This is a genomic window from Streptomyces sp. NPDC003027 (assembly GCF_053591435.1).
Genome location: NZ_JBSFTU010000038.1, coordinates 1 through 15025 on the forward strand (window position 1 = coordinate 1; position 15025 = coordinate 15025).

The window sequence follows — 15025 nt, forward strand, 5'->3', positions numbered from 1 at the left end:
AAGAGTAACGAGACACCTATGCAACGTCAACCCGACCTGCGAAAACGAAGAAGCCCCGGCCACCCTCCGCGGGGAGGAAGATGACCGGGGCGGTCGGTTGGCGCTGAACGTCAGGCGGACGGGCCGGGGTAGTCGGGGTCGTCAGCCTCCGTTGGAAGCTCCGTGTATCCCTCCGACCAGTGGTTGACCCATGCGCACGTGGGGCATGCGTAGCGCCCTGAGAGCCCATGGATTTCCGTTCCGCAGCGCGGACAGTCGGCCCGCGTGATCTCAGGAAGCCGATACGCGGGGGCTACGTCGGCCGGCCGCTCGTCGGGGTGACGGGTCATAGCCCGACGATACCCACGCGGGCGGCGGGGTGAAGTTCTGCCAGCCACAGTTTCCACAGGACCACCCTCCATCGCTTCGTTGTTGGGTGCTTGCTCCGCACCGGGGACATCCCATTTCGCCTCCTCGGTTGCTACGAGACTTGCACGGGCGGGGCGAGGAACCGACCTCACCGGACCCCGCTCCCGCCCGCTCTCCGCGCGCCGACTGTGTGACGAGGTAGCCGACACGCGGGCCTGATCCCGCTCTCCCGACCCAGGACCGTCCCCGCCGATGGGGTCGGAGCCGGGAGAGCGGAAGATTTGATCAGTCGTCTCGTACGACGACTGCTACGTCCTCGTACCGCCGGGCGAAAATGCCGTGGCCGGTGTCGCCCGTGTGCGCCATACAGTCCACATCCACGCCCGCTACGTCGGCCCGCGGATGCGCTTCCCAGCCGCATTCGTCGTGAAGGCAGCGTGCGGAAGCGGTGACTTCGGCGTCCGGGTGGCGCGTGATGCGGTGCGTCACGAACCGGAGAACAGTGCTCACGGCTTCACCTCCCGCACGGGAGTGGTGAAGATTTCGACGTCGCGCATTTCCAGGCGCGTCGGAGGCCGCAACTCCTCCGGCGCAACTGACCATTCCTTGCCCCCGCCAGGCGGGCGGAGGTACACGCTTCCTTCGTAGCGATCGACCACGCGACCCACGCGGCCGTCTCGGTCAACTGCGTACCGGCTTAACGTCGGCGTCCAGTCCTCTTCCGGCATGTCTCACCGTCCCCTCGCGTCGTATTCGGGGCGCAGAGGACACGACTGCGAGATCACCCCACGTGTGCGGCTCTGCACTCATAGTGTGTCTGGTAGAGCGTCAGGAATGCAACCACCACGCGAGAATATGCAAAATTGCATATCCCGAGTCTTGGGGGCCCTGCTGTGGAAAGCTGTGACCACGCCGCGCGACGGGGCGTCACATTGAGCGTGAACCGACCAGAGGGGGAGTGCATGGGAGAGCCCACCGTCCGGCGCAGGCGGCTCGGATCCGAACTGCGCCGGCTACGGGAAGCCGCAGGGTTGAAGCTGGACGACGTTCAGGAGCGCGTCCCGTCGATCAACGTGCCGAAGGTCTCGCGCATCGAGACTGCACGCATCGGCGTCAAGGCTGCCGACTTGGACGCACTCTTGGATCTGTACGGCGTCGACGACGTGGCAAAGCGGGCGCTCTTGCACAGCCTGGCCAAAGATGGGGCTCGCCGCGGGTGGTGGCAGACGTACCGGGACATCATCTCGCCGGCCTACGCGGATCTGATCAGCCTGGAGGCAGATGCGGCGTCGATGCGGTCGTATCAGACCGTTCTGATCCCGGGGCTCCTCCAGACGGCTGCCTACGCCCGCGCGACGATCTCAGCCATCAACATGACGTCGACCGCGGAGCACGTGAACGGACTGGTGGAGGTCCGCCAGGCACGTCAGGCCGTTCTCTCCCGCCCCAACCCGCTGGAGGTGTGGGCGATCATCCACGAGGCGGCACTCCGCCCAACGATGAAGGAGGGGCCGGCCGTCATGCGGGGGCAGCTTCAGCGGCTACTCGATTTGATGGAGCTTCCCCACGTCTCAATACAGGTGATCCCGCTCGATGCGTCGCCACACCCTGGACTTTCCGGGCCGTTCACTGTGGTGGGCTTCCCGGAGACAGCAGACCTTGACGTCGTGCTAGTAGAGCACCTGACCAGCGCTCTGTATGTTGAAGACACCGCCGAGGTGTCGATCTACGGCAGCGCCTTCGAGCGTCTACGCGCGCAGGCACTCCCCTTCGATGACTCGGCCGACCTCATTGCGAAACTGAAGGACACCCTATGACCATCATCCCTAACGCCTCCGCGTCCGCACTGACGTGGACGAAGAGCACGTACAGCGACGGAGGGAACAACTGCGTGGAGGTGGCTGCCGGGCAGATGGCTGGCGCCATGCCCGTGCGTGACTCGAAGGTTCCTGCCGGCCCCGCCATCGTCGTGCCTGCGGGCGCGTGGAGCGTCTTCGTCGACAGCCTGAAGGGCTGACGAGGCCCGAAACGCAAAGAGCCCCCTACCCGACGTGGGTAGGGGGCTCGTCATGTGGTCAGTTGTCGACGGAGTGGGTGTCCATGGCGTCAAGGATGGCGCCTACTCCGTCCTCCGTCAGGGTGCGCGTGAGGGTCACCTCCTCGCCCTCGTCGTTGACGTAGGTGACGGTTACTTCAGGGGTCCAGGGGTCGGGCATTGGTTCTCCTCGCCGTAGGAAGGTTCGATCTCTCCGTCGTCGCAGCACTCTGCGGTCTCGTCCTGGACCTCGTCCCCGCAGCCATTGCAGAACCAGTAGACCGGCTCGGGCTCGGGCTCGTGGAGGGTCACGTAGCCGCGTCTCGCGACGATTGTCACGCGCGTACTGGGGTGCTCCGGCCGGATCACTTTTGCGTCCGGGTCACGGGTGGAGGAAATGGTTACGTCGATGCTGTCGTCCCCGTAAGAGTCGACCCTCCGGGCGACCCTGTGCACCGTGAACCGGAGTCCGCCCTCCGTGATGATGTCCCCCTCCTTCAGCTCCCCATAAGTCGAAGGCACGATTTGTTGGGACGCCTCCGCCTCGTCCGCAGCGCGGAGGAGGGCATCAGCGAAGGCCCGTGCGTGCTCTGGCGTCAAGGGCTCCGGCATCCCTGAGGTGACATTAGACCCGACGTACACCGATTCAGCGGTCCATCCGGACTCCCCGGCGAACACCACGAAGGCGTTGTCCTTCCGGCTGCTGTCGACCGATTTATGCATCGCGTTCTCCTCCTCACACGCCGACGGGCTGTCGACGGGACTGCACTGCCTTGCACTCTTTCAGGTCAACCCGCACCGTGGACGGGGTCGGGCCGGGGTACTTCTTCACCTTGCCGTCGTTCGCCCATCCGCGGACCGTGGCCGGCGCCACGTCCAGCGCGCTCGCCACATCGTCGTAGGTTGCCAGGACGGGCGTGTACGGCGCTTCCGTGGGCACGACGGGGGCGAGCTCCGGCGCCTCCTGCGCGGGCTCCTGAGTGGCCTCCTGCGGCTCCGTGGGCGGGAGTTCAGGCGTCTCGTCCCGGCGTCGGTGGACGAGGAGCGTCCCGCCGATGAACGCAATCACCGGCCACCCCGCGACGACGACACGAACCCACGTCGGCGGGTTGGACAAATCCATCACGCCGGCAGTTGCGATGTTGGCGCCGAGTGACGCCGCCATGGCGACGAGGAACCAGAACCATGCAGCCGCTCCCCCGCGGGTGCGCATCATGCGCCAGGCGACGGCGAGGAGAACGTCGACGCTGATCGGGTACGCCCACGCCTTCCATCCTCCCTGGCCGGCCGCCTCTGCTACGTCGTGGATGTGGGCGAAGGAGAGGGCTGCCGCAATGACAGCTTGGATCAGGATCGGGTCGGTGTGGCGCAGTCGTCTCAACGCGGCTCGCATGGCTCCTCGTTCGCGTGCATGGTTCGTGTGTGACTGGTGCAGAGGAGCCCCTGCGTCCGCAATTCGCAGGGGCTCCAGGAGGTAAGACGTCAGGCGACGAACACAGGGCCGAAGTGCCTTTGCGCCGCCACCTTTGCGGAGACCTTGTTGTTCAGCCACGCCTTGATCGGCGCGCCGTCAACGGTGAAGAGCGTCCACGTGCCGTTCTCCTCCCGGCCGATGTACCCAATGTGGGCCCGCGCGTAGTACTCGCCGCGAACGACGTCGGTCAGCGTGCGGGTAGCGGGGTCGTAAGAGGAGCGGACCACGCTCCGGACGCACCGCTCAAAGACCATCTTGACGTTGGTGCGGGTGCCGATGATCTCGTCGATGGTGAGCTCGTTCATTTTTCGACCCTTCGTGAGTGCTTCGCGGTGTCACCACTATGACAGAGATGTGTGGGCCCACACAACATCTATGACCGATGAGTTCCGCCAATCGTTTAGCGGACCTCTTGCAGCGCCACCAGCCGGCCCGTCGGCATGGTCAGAACGTAGCCCCGCGGCACCCTTGTGCGGGACCACCCCCGGGCCCGCGCCTCCCGGATGACGTGCCGGTAGGTCACGACGTCGACGATGCCCCACCGGCCGTCCTCGTGGGTCACGCGGTAGCGCTCCACGTCGCACGCCTCCTCACGACGCGCGTGACGACGATCTCCGCGTTGATGGGGAGGTAGACCACTCCCCCACCCTCGAACTCCACGACGACGGAGAACTGTCCGTGGCGACAGGCGTCGTGGGTGGCCGTACGCTGCCGGCGATGGCGGGTGAAGACGTCGCCCCGACGGATGTTCAGAGCGGTGACGGTGACGTCCTGGACGATGCCGGTGGTGGGGTCCATGGCTACTCCTTCGCGAGTGCTTCGTGTTACTAGCGAACCGTTCGACGCCAGCTCTGGCGCTCACTGCGCTTCCTGGCCCGCCTCATGACGCGCCGAAACTTCCCGGGCGGCTGCCCGCAACAGTGGCAGTCACGTCCGCCGGGGCCGTCGGGGCACGAAGCGCCCACCATGCGGGCCGACGAGGACGTTTCGGGGTCATCTTCGCGCAGCGCCAGGAGGAGTGCGCGGGACAGCTCGTAGTAGGCCGTCGACGTGCCCCGTGTCGGCTCGATGTCCTCGTACACGTCGGCCGCCTCGTCGGCCGTCATGTCGACGACGATCCGCGGGCCGGCGGGGGTGGGTATGACGTTGGCGCGCATGGTGCCTCCATAGGCGTCGGGTTCGAACGCTGCTGGCTAGGGACGTTCAACCCCCACTACCGTGTCGGACGCGAAGTAGAACGGCATGGGCTGACCAGTGGGGTACTTGAACTTCGGCGAGTAGAGCCATACCTCCTCGCCCACCTGGCGAGTGCGGCTGACGGGCACCCGCAGGACGTTCCGCTCGTCGCCCTGGGCGTTCTCCGCCGCGAGTTCCACCGTGTCGCCCTCCTGCACGTCGGACACCGGCAGCATGTAGAAGTTCATTGCGTCCCCCTCAGAACTTCTGGCCGAAGCGACGGGCCGCCAGCGGGTCTTCGACCCGGATTCCCTGTGCCGCAGCGTCGAAGATGATGTCCGTGACTACCTCCTCACACGGGGCGCAGCGCGCCAGGGGGCTGTAAACCATCCTCGGCTTGTCGCACCGGGCGCACTGGTATGGCGGCTTCGGGGCGAGGGGTCGGCCGGGCTTCCCTGCGAAGTGGAGCACGGCCACGGTAACCGCCATGGGGGCGCTCGTGATGCTCGCCAGGACGAGGACGTCAGTCAGGGTCATGGTTCCTCCTCTGTCGTTCCTTGTGTGCCCCGGGCGGCCTACGACGGCCGTACCGCTGAACGGTCCCGGGGCTGGGGGTTAGCGCGGATAGACGGCCTGACACCCGCTGGCGGGGTACCGCACTTCCTCCCGTCCCGCGTAGAAGACCCATGGTTCTCGGTCACCCTTATGGCGAGGGCGGTAGCTAACGGGGGCGCCGTTGTGCAGGATCTTCGCGCCGACGCGCTGGGCTCGGATCAGCTCCTGAGACGTCACTCCTCCCCCTCACGGCGCAGGATGACGGAGAACGATGCACTCATCAGGGTTGCGAGTCGCTTGAACTCCGCAACGGCCTCGTCGACGTCGGTGAAGGTCTGTTCGTTCTCCTCGCCGTTGCTGTGGTCGTACGTCTCGACGGTGAACGTGTGCACACTGCCTCCTCAGTCAGGTTCTTTGCGTGCCCCGGGCGGCCTACGACGGCCGTACCGCTGAACGGTCCCGGGGCTCCTGTCAGTTGTGTCGCCGTGCCTCACGCTCAATACGCGCCAGTGCGCCGCGCTCAGTCCTGTAGCGGCGGACGAACCAGCCGGTTACGTACACGTCCCATCGAGGTTCGTTGACGTACGTGCGGAGCGTCACGTCCGGCGCCGGGTGGGTGTCGACGTAGCTGGGCGGATCCATGTCGGTCAGGTGGACCATGGCGTGTTCCTCCTCGTTGCTTCGAGTGCCCCCGCCGCGGATTCGAACCGCGCGCCCAACGGCACCCGGGAACGAGGTAAGGGGTGCCGGTGATGGGCTTGCCTATGCGGGGCGGGTGGATCAGTAGGGGTATGCCTTCAGCTCCCACACTGCAACGCCGCCCATGATCAGCAGCGGGACAGCGAACGTAGTCAGCACAGCGAGTGCAGACCCAAACCCCACCGTCAGCACCAGGATGGGGAACGGCATCGCGAGCAACGCATACTGCGCTATCCAAACTTGTTTGGTCTTCATCTCTCCTCCTACGGCCTGCCACCTCAGCGCGGGTAGGCCACCTCCCGCGGACGCCCCGGAGGGCGTTTCGGCTAGTTCGGGAAGTAGGCGAGCGGGCTGACGCCGTTTCCCTCGTCGTCGACGTCGATCAGCCACTCGTCGAACAGGTCGTCGCCGAGCCGGCGGTTCAGCTCGTTCATGAGCCATCCGCGGACCATGGCCACTTCCTCAGTGACGGGCTTGCCCTCCGTGCCCATCCACGCCAGGCAAAGTGCCTCGGTGGTGAGCTTGGCTGCCATCAAGGCAACCATCTCTTCGGCCTGCGTCCGCGCCATGGTCTCGCTCATCTCGTCCCCTCCCCTGGGGGCGCCCCTTTCGAGGCGCCCCGTTCCGTCAGTGCTTTGCGGTGCCATCACTATGACATGTTGTGCGGGCCCACACAACCCCGAGAGGTCCGCTGATCGATTGGCGGACCTTCAGTCGCCCTCGCCGGCCAGGAAGCGGGCCATGCGGATGACGTGGTGTTCACGGTCGGAAGCTGTGCTGTTGTCCGTGATGGGACGCACCTCAGTGGCCCAAGTCATGAACTCTCCGCGGGTGTTCATCACCCTGTAGGTGGCCGTGCCGTCGCCGTTGTGGATTTCGCCGACCACCCCAGTACGGTCCTGGCGAACCCTGTGGTTGCTAAAGCCCCACAGGGAAACGATCTCCACCCGGTCGCCGACCTTGATCTCAGCCATCGTCGTCACTCCCCCGCCAGGAAGCGGGCCATGCGGATGATGTCGTCGCCCGTGTGCATGGTGTCGGCCAGGAGCTCCTTCGCGCGGGTGACGTGGCGCTCACGACCGTCCGACGGAGCGTCGATGCGTCGGACCTCCATGACCCAACCCTCTCCGCCCTCGTCGTCAGTGAAGGACAGTAGGTACGGGATGCTGTCAGTGTCGATCTGCGTCACGACTCCAGGGCGACCCACCAACTCGTGGTCGTAGTCCCGGTCCTTCGTGACCTCTACGCGGTCGCCGACCTTGATGTCTGCCATCGTCGTCACTCCCCCGCCAGGAAGCGCGCGTACTGGAGGACAGCACCCGGGTCAGCGTGCGGGCCGGCGAGCTCCTTGGCTCGGATGAGAAGGGACTCACGGTAAGGCTCCGGGGTCTCCTTCGAGACGGCAGCATCCGGCGCCGCAGGCTCGTCGACGAGTTCCACGGCCGTCAGCGGGACGAACCACAGGTAGTCGTCTCCGTCGGCTCGGTACCGAATGTAATCGGCACCCTCACTGTCGTAGTCCACGGCCGCCACGGTGATCACGTCTCCGCTCAGTGCAGGGGCGTACTGCGGGTGGTCTTCCAGGACGCGCACCCTGTCGCCCACCTGCGGGCGTGTGTCATCTCCCCCGTCGGCCTCGTCGGCCAGGGCGAGGAGCCCGCGGGCGAAGGTACGGGCGACGCCGGGCGTCATAGCCGTGGATGCAGAGCCGGCGGTTTCCTCGCTGCTGACGAGCACCCAACGGCCGATCTTGAACGCCCTCGCGACGGAGCTACTTCCGCTGTGCGCGGAGTGGGCGGTGTACTCGTTCACGTTCTCTCCTCTTGTGGTCTTGGAAAGGTCCGCTAATCGATTAGCGGACCTCACTCGCAGTCGAGCGCGCAGCCGAAGGTGTCGGCCTCCTCCAGTGCCTCCACGCCGTAGCGGACGTCATCGCCCCACATGGCGGCCTCCGCGGAGCGAACGCCCTGCACGTCGTAGTCATCGAGTGAAGGAAGTCGGGACATGGTGGGTTCTCCTTAGTGGTCTGTAAGTGATTCATGCAGCAACGTCGTAGCGAGAAAGCAGTCGACGCGCGCTCTCGATACCCGCGTTGCGGAGGCGCCGGAGCGCCCCGGGCTTGACGCCCATCACGTGCGCCGTCTCCGCGTCCTCCTGGCGCATGACGCCGATGCCGTAGAACGAGCGCAGCGCGAATGCCTGACGCTGCGGGATCTCGCGGAGGACGTAACGGGCCAGCTCGCGCCGCTCCGTGGGGTCGGTGAAGTCGGCCGACGTGTCGGGGATGGTGTCGGCGAGAGTGCTGTCAGTCACCGAGCCCCCAAAGTTGGTTGTCTTGGAGTGGTTCTGCGGCATGTCCAGGGACGCCACGCCCTGGAGTGCCTCCACTGTCGAGATGAAGCGGTCGTAGGAGATGTGCCCCTTGCCCTCTCCGGTGGAGATGATCATCCACGCTTCCGCAATGTCGCCTCCGCAGGTCGCGAGTGCCTGGCGCACCCGGATCACAGTGGTCGGGTCGACCGTCGCAGCCGTTGACATCCGGATCCACTCCTCCGCCACGGCGCGACGAATGCCGTGGTGCGTGAACGTCTGGAGCTTCGCGCCACTCGTCTCGGTGTCGTAAGCGCGGATGTACTGGATCAGCACCATGCGCGCTTCCTGAAGGAGATCTTCCGCGTCCTCCTGGCCGGCTGCCGGAGCGACGGACCGAACCGCGTGGCGGATGACGCCCTCGTAGGCACTGACTATCTGCCACAGTGCGTCACTGTCTCCGCCCTGAGCCGCTGCGATCATCGCGTCCGTAACCTGAGAGGGGGCCATGGCGTTCTCCTTGTGTGAGTGCTTCGCGTGCCTTCGTTATGGGGCGCTGGAGGGAGTTTGTTACGCGGAACTTTTGTGACCTGGACCACACATGAATCTGTGAATCTTTGGCCTGTGCTTCAATACGTGCGCAAGATCCGCGCGCATCCGGGGACGACAAAGCCCCCGTCCCGTGCGGGAGCGGGGGCCGTCAGAGGTCCGCTAGTCGATTAGCGGATCAGGTATTGAGTTGCTCGATCGGGAGCCCAAAGGATCGAGCCGCCTGCACGTCGGCCGTCGCGATGGGGCACTTCTCCCAGCCAGGCAGGCAATGGAAGGCTTCGACTTCAGCCCAGTCGACGCCAGGGCTGTGCATGCGGACAGCGCCGTACAGGCCGGCTGCTTCCGCCAGGTCCCCCTCTTCTTCGTCCGTCGTCTGCGGCCCAATGAGAATGATCAAGGCGACACGCCCCCGATGCGTTCGCGGACCTCTCCCTCTCCTTCCCATCGCGAGAGGGCTCGGTCCATGGATGCGATGACGCCACGCACTACTGCTGCTGCGTAAGGCAAGTGCGTAGCGCCGCTGTTGAGTTCTCGCTGAAGCGCTTCACGCTGGTCGTCCAGCGCTATCCGCTCCGTCGGTCGGGAGGGGCCGTGCGTCGCCTGCCGGCCGGTACCGTCCACGTCCACGTCGGGCACCCGGCCCGGCATGGTCACTGCGTCCTCGTAGATGGACACCATCTGACGGAGCTCCGACACGTCGTGTTCGAGCGTGTCTAGGAGCTGGTTCATCCGATGCCCCGCTGCGATCTGGTCAGGACTGTAAGTCACTACGCCTCCCCGGGCAATTGCCATGCGGCTGAGAACTGCCGTCGATGTGTGCTGATTTGAGATGAATCACCGGCACCCGTGCGGGTGACCACACAGAGCGCATGTGCGGGCCATCCCACCCGACCTGCGGATATGTGGGCCCGCACATTGCAGCTCTCAACAAAATGCCGTGACCCAACTGTTACTTGTGATGGCGTGCCCTCGTGTGTGGAGAACCCGTGAAGTCGCGCTGTGTATCCGAAACGTCGCGCTCCGCTTGCTTCTGAGCTGCACAGACCGTCAGCCAATCCGACATGTCCAGATCACTCTTCGCCCGATTGCACTGCTGACAAGAGGGGTTGAGGTTCTCCCAGTCATCACATCCGCCCTTCGCAACCGGACGGATGTGATCCACCTCTGCTACAACCATTTCGCTGAACGAGGCGTCACAGTAGGCGCAGGACCACCATTCGAGCTCCTCCCACCGTTGCAGAACGTCACGGCGAGAGGGCCCTTCCGCCGACGAAACGAGGCGCGGGGGAGCTGTGTTGACGGAGAGACGCAATACCGAGCGGGTCACAGGGAGTCGACTTCCCGCCACGGGTCGGGCAACGCTCCGTGTGTGCTGGACCGTCACTTGCGCCGCTCCTCCGCCGCTCGTGCCTCCTCAGGATGCGCCGCGTACCACGGGTCGTGTTCGATCATCGTGTCCGCCTTCTTCATGTAGAGCGAGCCCCACGAGGCGCCTCCGACGTCCGGATCGGTGTCGAGCGGAATCCCGCGGAGGCTCATCGTCATGGCGTCACCGATCTCCCGCGCTACCTCCTCAGCCTGATTGTCAGTGGCGTCCGCAATGATTTCGTCATGGACCGGAAGCAGCACATGAGGAGTCAGCCCACGCGCGTGGATCTCCAACAGTCCCTGCGCGAAGATGTCCCGCGCGGTGCTCTGGATCTCTCCGTTGAACGACGCGTAGGCGGCGTCCCGGTCGAAGACAAGGCGCCGGCCGGAGGGGGTCCGCAGGGTGTAGCCGTCGCGGATTACCTGGCCCTGAAGGCTCCTGATGTACCGCGCGAGCCGTGGATAAGTGCGCTTGTAACCCCTCACGGCGTCCTGCGCGGCTGCGATGGAGAGGCCCGTCTGAGCCGCGATCGTCTTTGCGCCTCCGCCATAGGCAACGCCCAGCTGCACCACCTTGGCCACCTTCCGCTGTCCCGGCGTGAAGTCGGGCCCATAGACGCTCGCAGCCGTCAGGTTGTGGAGGTCGTCGCCACGGAGGATTGCGGCCGTCATCCGCTCGTCGCCGGACAGTGCCGCCATGACGCGCGGCTCCACCGACGAGTAGTCGACCGAGATCATCCGGTGTCCGTCGTCGGCTATGACTGCGTGCCGCACCTCCCACTTTCCCGAAGGGAGTTGCTGGAAGGGCGGGTCAGAGATCGACATGCGCGCCGTGCGGGCCGCGAGAGCACCGATTTTCGGGTGTACGCGGTCGCTCTCGTCGGCCGTCCGGAGCATCGCCTCCGCGTAGGACGTGCGCCACTTCGACGCCCGCTTGCTGCGCAGGACCGCCATCGCCAGAGGGTTGGGAGTACGGCTCTCGATCGGCTCCCAGTCCTTGTCGACGTCGGCCAGGCGCTTCAAAACCTTGCCGTCGACCTGGACCGCTCCGCCGTCGGTTCGCTCCGGGATGTGCTCCCCCATGCCCAACAGCGCTTCGGAGAGCTGCTTAGTCGAGTTGACATTGGCGACGCCATATTTCTTCGCCTCCTCCGCCCACTTGGCCGACTCCTCCAGCAGCTGCGCGGACAGCCGCGTCGTGTACTCGCGGTTGATGCGCATCCCGCGACGCTCAATGAGCGCGCAGACGAACCCAACCTCATGCTCAAAGGGGATGAGCGCCTGATTTACACCCAGCTCCCGGACCTTCGCCTCCACCTTCGGCAGAAGCCGAGACGTGAGGATGACGTCCCCGCCGGCGTAGCTCAGATACAACGGGTTATCGACGTCGATGTGACGCCAACCGGTGTCCTTCGTATGGCCGATCTTGTGGAACTCGTCGTACAGGCCGGCGGCGGTATCCGGGGCGGATGGGTCGACGTAGTGTGCGCTAGCGTCCTTCAGGCCGTTCCCTACTCCGCCCTGATCTCGCCGACGAGGGTCGGCCAGGTGGCTGAAGATGTAGGTGTCCAGCGTCTTCGGAGCCAGCTCCTCCAGCGTGATGCCGGGCAAGTGCCTATCGGAAGCCAGCATGTCGAAGTTGCGGTTCTGCATGCTGAGCGCCGGCAGCGTCCGCATCGCCCACGACGCCAGGCGCTGAAGATCGTCCCCCTTCTCCACCTGAAGGACCCATGCTTCGTCGGGGGTTCCGAACTGAGCCGTTCGGATGCGGAAGCCAGGGCTGAAGGTGTCGAGCCCTGTTGTCTCGGTGTCGTATGCGACCCGCTCCCCGGCATTGGCGCGGTCGACGATGTACCGCTGAAACTCCCGGAAGTCGTCGACGGTCTGCGGCACCTTCACAGGGACGAGCTGCCCCAGTACTGGGAAGCTGTGCTCAATCATGCGGCGTCCTCCTTCGTCTGCCCGAAGATGTCGGTCGGTCCGGTCTGGTCGTGCGGGTCCTCGCCCACATCCGCCAATCGACTAGCGGTCTCCCGCTCCGCGTCGGTGGCGAGCCGGATACCGTCGAAGCCCCAACGGCCGCTGACACGCCGCTTCGTGAATCCGCGGGACTCCAGCTCAACGCCCAGCGCCCAGCCACTGAGCACTTCCTTACGGCTCAGGCCGGCATCCTCCGCCCACTCCGCGTAAGCGCGACGGACTGCCATCGGGGCGACGCGTGCGCCGTCCTCCTGGACAAGGCGAGCCGCGATGAACTCGGCCAGACGGTCTTCCGATTCGCGGTAGTCCTGCGTGGCACCGCTGACGGAAGCAGGCTCCTGAAGGCCGGAGGCGTACCACTCCATGGCGCCGCGGACAGCCCACGCGAGGATGCCCTCCGCCTCGTCCCGGAGCTTCTGCGGGAGCGTCCGGTCCGCCTTCGCGCCGCGGAACGTGGCTTCAAAGGGGATGAGCTTGACCCTCCTCCAGACGCCCAAATCCTGGCTCAAGATTGCCGGCTTGTAGTTACCAGCCACCATCAAAAGAAATCGGGGGACGTAGGTGAACGGCGCTCCGTACAGCGCGCGGCACGTCACCGGGTCCCCGCCTGTGAGTTGCTTGACGAGCCCCTCCGCAAGGCGGCTGTACTTCTCCGTCTCGCTCGCCGTCACGAGCCGCGCCCCGCGCAGCGCCGCCAGCTCCGGCGACGCCTGGCCGGCGTTCACACGCTGCTCGAAGGTGGAGAACTCGGTGCTCTTCGTGATCCCCTTCAACACGTAGAGGATCGCGTCCAGGAGCGCCGACTTACCGTTCGCTCCTCCGCCGTGCATGAAGATGAAGCACTGTTCGGCCGTCGACCCAGTGATGCCGTAGCCCACGAGCCGGCGCATGTACGCGGGAAGTTCCGGATGGTTCGGAAAGATCTCGCTCAGAAACGCCATGAAGCGCGGCGCCTCTGCCTCAGGCCGGTAAGCGATGTCGAGCCGCTTCGTGATCATGTCCGCCGGGGTGTGCGGGTGGAGCGTCCCCATACGCAGGTTGATCGTCCCGTTGGCAACGGAGAGGAGCTCCGGGCGCGAGTCGAAGTCGTCCGCCTCCGCAGGCACACCGGGGACCGACGGAAGCTCCTTGATCACAGCGTCGATGGACCGGTTGCTGAGCGCCTTCAGCGCCAGCTTGCGGTTCGAGTCGTCTCCGGATGCGATGAGCTCCGCACCCATCAGGTGCAGCGCCTCCCGGACACGTGCCTCGCCCGGGACCCAAATCTTTCCGTCCCAGACGAGGAAACCCAGCCCGCGGGCGTAACGCACTCCCCCACCGTCGCGGTTCATGAAGTCGCGTAGGCGCACGGCGATGCCGACGTCAGTACCGTCAAACATCTGCCGCGCGGACTCCGACATGATGTCCAGTGCGCCGTCAGTAGCGGACATGGCTGCCTCCTTCGTCGGCTCCTCGGGCTTGGGACGATCCGGTTCGACGACTACGGCCACCCGCACGGCAGCGTGAAGCGCCGCCGGGAAGTGCTCCGGATCCCGTGCGCGCCAGTCGGTCAGGTCGTCTCCGTCATTCGGGATCTCCAGACGGCGCACCATGACGCCAGCGCGCACAAGAGCAACCGCGAGGGAGTCAGTGAAGCCAGCTCCAGCGCGGTCCCGGTCGCCAGCGATGACGACGTCCAGGTCCCGCAGACCCTCTGCCAGTTCGGCAACGAGAGCGGCGTTACGGGCCAGTCCGGCGCCGCGAATGGCTACCGAGTCGTACCCCGCACCAACAGCCGTCAGTGCGTCCCCCGGTCCCTCGCAAATCAGGACCGTGTCGAAGCCTGCACCGGACGTGAAGAAGCCGTACTTCGCCCAGGTCTTCCCGTCGACATTCGTCAGGCCGACCCAACGAGCCGGGCACTTGCCGGAAAGGTCTCGACCCTGGAGACCGCGGACCACGCCGTCGAATCCGGCGAGCGGGACCGTGATCCGCGGGTAGCGGGCGAAGCCGCGCGAGAGCCACGGCTGTGGACGTCGACCGGGCGCCGCGTAGCCGACTTCCAGATCCTCCGCCAGCTCCGGCGTAAGCCCGAAGCGGTCCGCCAGGTACTTAAGCGCAGCCTCCGCATCGTCGCCCTGGAGCGCGGCCGACGTCTCGTCAACGAACATCCTCAGTCCGGCGATCTCCCCCGGGCCGATCGACTCTGGCGCCTTCGCGCTGACGGTCTTCACGCCCTGGCCGTCGACGTCGAAGAGGTCGGCCACCGTCAGGTTGAGCTTCGACAGGATGTCGTCCCGGGCGCACCCGGTGCGGCAGACGACGAGGAGCTTCCCGTCCTCCTTCAGCGTCAGCTTCAGCGACGGGTGGTTCCGGTCGCGGTGGGCAGGGCACAGCGCAAGGTAGCCGTCGTGGTCCTCCTCTACTCCGTCGAGCCGCGACAGGATGTCGGTCAGCTTCAAGGCCGCTCTCCTCTCTGGTCTGTGGTGCTACGCCGAAAGCCCCCGGGACCGAAGTCACCGGGGGCTGAAGGGCTGTGCTAGTGGCTA

Annotated in this window: 27 protein-coding genes and 1 other RNA gene; 2 read left to right on the forward strand and 26 right to left on the reverse strand. The window is 65.7% G+C overall.

Annotated elements, in window-relative coordinates; all coding sequences use genetic code 11:
- Nucleotides 1–633: 633 nt before the first annotated feature.
- Nucleotides 634–858: a DUF7848 domain-containing protein gene (locus ACWDX6_RS23800; RefSeq protein ID WP_451486907.1), complete on the reverse strand. Its 225-nt coding sequence runs from the start codon at nt 856–858 to the stop codon at nt 634–636.
- Nucleotides 855–1076, reverse strand: a complete 222-nt coding sequence (locus tag ACWDX6_RS23805) for a hypothetical protein (protein WP_451486908.1) — start codon at nt 1074–1076, stop codon at nt 855–857. The genes ACWDX6_RS23800 and ACWDX6_RS23805 overlap by 4 nt, the downstream gene beginning before the upstream one ends.
- A gap of 234 nt (nt 1077–1310) precedes the next feature.
- Here ACWDX6_RS23805 and ACWDX6_RS23810 point away from each other — a divergent pair, with 234 nt between their 5' ends.
- Both ACWDX6_RS23810 and ACWDX6_RS23815 read left to right on the forward strand, forming a co-directional pair.
- Complete coding sequence (locus ACWDX6_RS23810) at nt 1311–2165, forward strand: helix-turn-helix domain-containing protein (RefSeq protein ID WP_451486909.1); 855 nt, start codon at nt 1311–1313, stop codon at nt 2163–2165.
- Nucleotides 2162–2365, forward strand: coding sequence for a DUF397 domain-containing protein (locus tag ACWDX6_RS23815; RefSeq protein ID WP_451486910.1), 204 nt, complete (start codon nt 2162–2164; stop codon nt 2363–2365). Before ACWDX6_RS23810 ends, ACWDX6_RS23815 begins: the two co-directional genes overlap by 4 nt.
- 58 nt (nt 2366–2423) lie before the next feature.
- Here ACWDX6_RS23815 and ACWDX6_RS23820 read toward each other — a convergent pair whose 3' ends face one another.
- From ACWDX6_RS23820 to ACWDX6_RS23935, 24 genes are all read right to left on the reverse strand, one after another.
- Entirely contained in the window at nt 2424–2564 is a 141-nt protein-coding gene (locus ACWDX6_RS23820) for a hypothetical protein (RefSeq protein ID WP_451486911.1), read from the reverse strand.
- Nucleotides 2537–3106 (reverse strand): hypothetical protein, encoded by a 570-nt coding sequence (locus ACWDX6_RS23825; protein WP_451486912.1) that lies wholly within the window; start codon nt 3104–3106, stop codon nt 2537–2539. Before ACWDX6_RS23825 ends, ACWDX6_RS23820 begins: the two co-directional genes overlap by 28 nt.
- A gap of 13 nt (nt 3107–3119) precedes the next feature.
- Entirely contained in the window at nt 3120–3776 is a 657-nt protein-coding gene (locus ACWDX6_RS23830) for a DUF2637 domain-containing protein (protein WP_451486913.1), read from the reverse strand.
- Between the two features lie 89 nt (nt 3777–3865).
- Nucleotides 3866–4162 carry a hypothetical protein gene (locus ACWDX6_RS23835; protein ID WP_451486914.1) on the reverse strand — a complete coding sequence of 99 codons (297 nt, stop codon included), beginning with the start codon at nt 4160–4162 and terminating at the stop codon, nt 3866–3868.
- Nucleotides 4163–4257: 95 nt separating this feature from the next.
- Entirely contained in the window at nt 4258–4434 is a 177-nt protein-coding gene (locus tag ACWDX6_RS23840) for a hypothetical protein (protein ID WP_451486915.1), read from the reverse strand.
- Nucleotides 4416–4655 carry a hypothetical protein gene (locus ACWDX6_RS23845; protein ID WP_451486916.1) on the reverse strand — a complete coding sequence of 80 codons (240 nt, stop codon included), beginning with the start codon at nt 4653–4655 and terminating at the stop codon, nt 4416–4418. The genes ACWDX6_RS23840 and ACWDX6_RS23845 overlap by 19 nt, the downstream gene beginning before the upstream one ends.
- Nucleotides 4656–4684: 29 nt before the next feature.
- Nucleotides 4685–5014 (reverse strand): hypothetical protein, encoded by a 330-nt coding sequence (locus tag ACWDX6_RS23850; protein ID WP_451486917.1) that lies wholly within the window; start codon nt 5012–5014, stop codon nt 4685–4687.
- A gap of 36 nt (nt 5015–5050) precedes the next feature.
- On the reverse strand, nt 5051–5281 hold the full coding sequence (locus ACWDX6_RS23855) for a hypothetical protein (RefSeq protein ID WP_451486918.1): 231 nt from the start codon (nt 5279–5281) through the stop codon (nt 5051–5053).
- Nucleotides 5282–5291: 10 nt separating this feature from the next.
- Nucleotides 5292–5570 (reverse strand): hypothetical protein, encoded by a 279-nt coding sequence (locus ACWDX6_RS23860; RefSeq protein WP_451486919.1) that lies wholly within the window; start codon nt 5568–5570, stop codon nt 5292–5294.
- Nucleotides 5571–5821: 251 nt separating this feature from the next.
- Complete coding sequence (locus tag ACWDX6_RS23865; RefSeq protein WP_451486920.1) at nt 5822–5980, reverse strand: hypothetical protein; 159 nt, start codon at nt 5978–5980, stop codon at nt 5822–5824.
- A 79-nt stretch (nt 5981–6059) separates the two neighbouring features.
- Nucleotides 6060–6248 carry a hypothetical protein gene (locus ACWDX6_RS23870; RefSeq protein ID WP_451486921.1) on the reverse strand — a complete coding sequence of 63 codons (189 nt, stop codon included), beginning with the start codon at nt 6246–6248 and terminating at the stop codon, nt 6060–6062.
- Nucleotides 6249–6368: 120 nt separating this feature from the next.
- A complete protein-coding gene (locus ACWDX6_RS23875) occupies nt 6369–6542 on the reverse strand; it encodes a hypothetical protein (RefSeq protein ID WP_451486922.1) in 174 nt (57 codons plus the stop codon).
- A gap of 9 nt (nt 6543–6551) precedes the next feature.
- An RNA gene (locus tag ACWDX6_RS23880) (hammerhead ribozyme type II) lies at nt 6552–6615 on the reverse strand.
- Entirely contained in the window at nt 6614–6868 is a 255-nt protein-coding gene (locus ACWDX6_RS23885; protein ID WP_451486923.1) for a hypothetical protein, read from the reverse strand. Before ACWDX6_RS23885 ends, ACWDX6_RS23880 begins: the two co-directional genes overlap by 2 nt.
- A gap of 129 nt (nt 6869–6997) precedes the next feature.
- Nucleotides 6998–7261 carry a hypothetical protein gene (locus tag ACWDX6_RS23890; protein ID WP_451486924.1) on the reverse strand — a complete coding sequence of 88 codons (264 nt, stop codon included), beginning with the start codon at nt 7259–7261 and terminating at the stop codon, nt 6998–7000.
- 5 nt (nt 7262–7266) lie between these two features.
- Nucleotides 7267–7560 (reverse strand): hypothetical protein, encoded by a 294-nt coding sequence (locus tag ACWDX6_RS23895; RefSeq protein ID WP_451486925.1) that lies wholly within the window; start codon nt 7558–7560, stop codon nt 7267–7269.
- 5 nt (nt 7561–7565) lie between these two features.
- Nucleotides 7566–8099 (reverse strand): hypothetical protein, encoded by a 534-nt coding sequence (locus ACWDX6_RS23900; RefSeq protein ID WP_451486926.1) that lies wholly within the window; start codon nt 8097–8099, stop codon nt 7566–7568.
- Nucleotides 8100–8149: 50 nt separating this feature from the next.
- Nucleotides 8150–8293 (reverse strand): hypothetical protein, encoded by a 144-nt coding sequence (locus tag ACWDX6_RS23905; protein ID WP_451486927.1) that lies wholly within the window; start codon nt 8291–8293, stop codon nt 8150–8152.
- A 31-nt stretch (nt 8294–8324) separates the two neighbouring features.
- Nucleotides 8325–9107 carry an RNA polymerase sigma factor gene (locus tag ACWDX6_RS23910; RefSeq protein ID WP_451486928.1) on the reverse strand — a complete coding sequence of 261 codons (783 nt, stop codon included), beginning with the start codon at nt 9105–9107 and terminating at the stop codon, nt 8325–8327.
- Nucleotides 9108–9324: 217 nt separating this feature from the next.
- Nucleotides 9325–9546, reverse strand: a complete 222-nt coding sequence (locus ACWDX6_RS23915) for a hypothetical protein (protein ID WP_451486929.1) — start codon at nt 9544–9546, stop codon at nt 9325–9327.
- Complete coding sequence (locus ACWDX6_RS23920) at nt 9543–9878, reverse strand: DUF7169 domain-containing protein (RefSeq protein ID WP_451486930.1); 336 nt, start codon at nt 9876–9878, stop codon at nt 9543–9545. The genes ACWDX6_RS23915 and ACWDX6_RS23920 overlap by 4 nt, the downstream gene beginning before the upstream one ends.
- Before the next feature lie 220 nt (nt 9879–10098).
- Nucleotides 10099–10533 (reverse strand): HNH endonuclease, encoded by a 435-nt coding sequence (locus ACWDX6_RS23925; protein ID WP_451486931.1) that lies wholly within the window; start codon nt 10531–10533, stop codon nt 10099–10101.
- Nucleotides 10530–12458, reverse strand: a complete 1929-nt coding sequence (locus ACWDX6_RS23930) for a DNA polymerase (protein ID WP_451486932.1) — start codon at nt 12456–12458, stop codon at nt 10530–10532. Before ACWDX6_RS23930 ends, ACWDX6_RS23925 begins: the two co-directional genes overlap by 4 nt.
- Nucleotides 12455–14938 carry a phage/plasmid primase, P4 family gene (locus ACWDX6_RS23935; RefSeq protein WP_451486933.1) on the reverse strand — a complete coding sequence of 828 codons (2484 nt, stop codon included), beginning with the start codon at nt 14936–14938 and terminating at the stop codon, nt 12455–12457. Before ACWDX6_RS23935 ends, ACWDX6_RS23930 begins: the two co-directional genes overlap by 4 nt.
- Between the last annotated feature and the right edge of the window lie 87 nt (nt 14939–15025).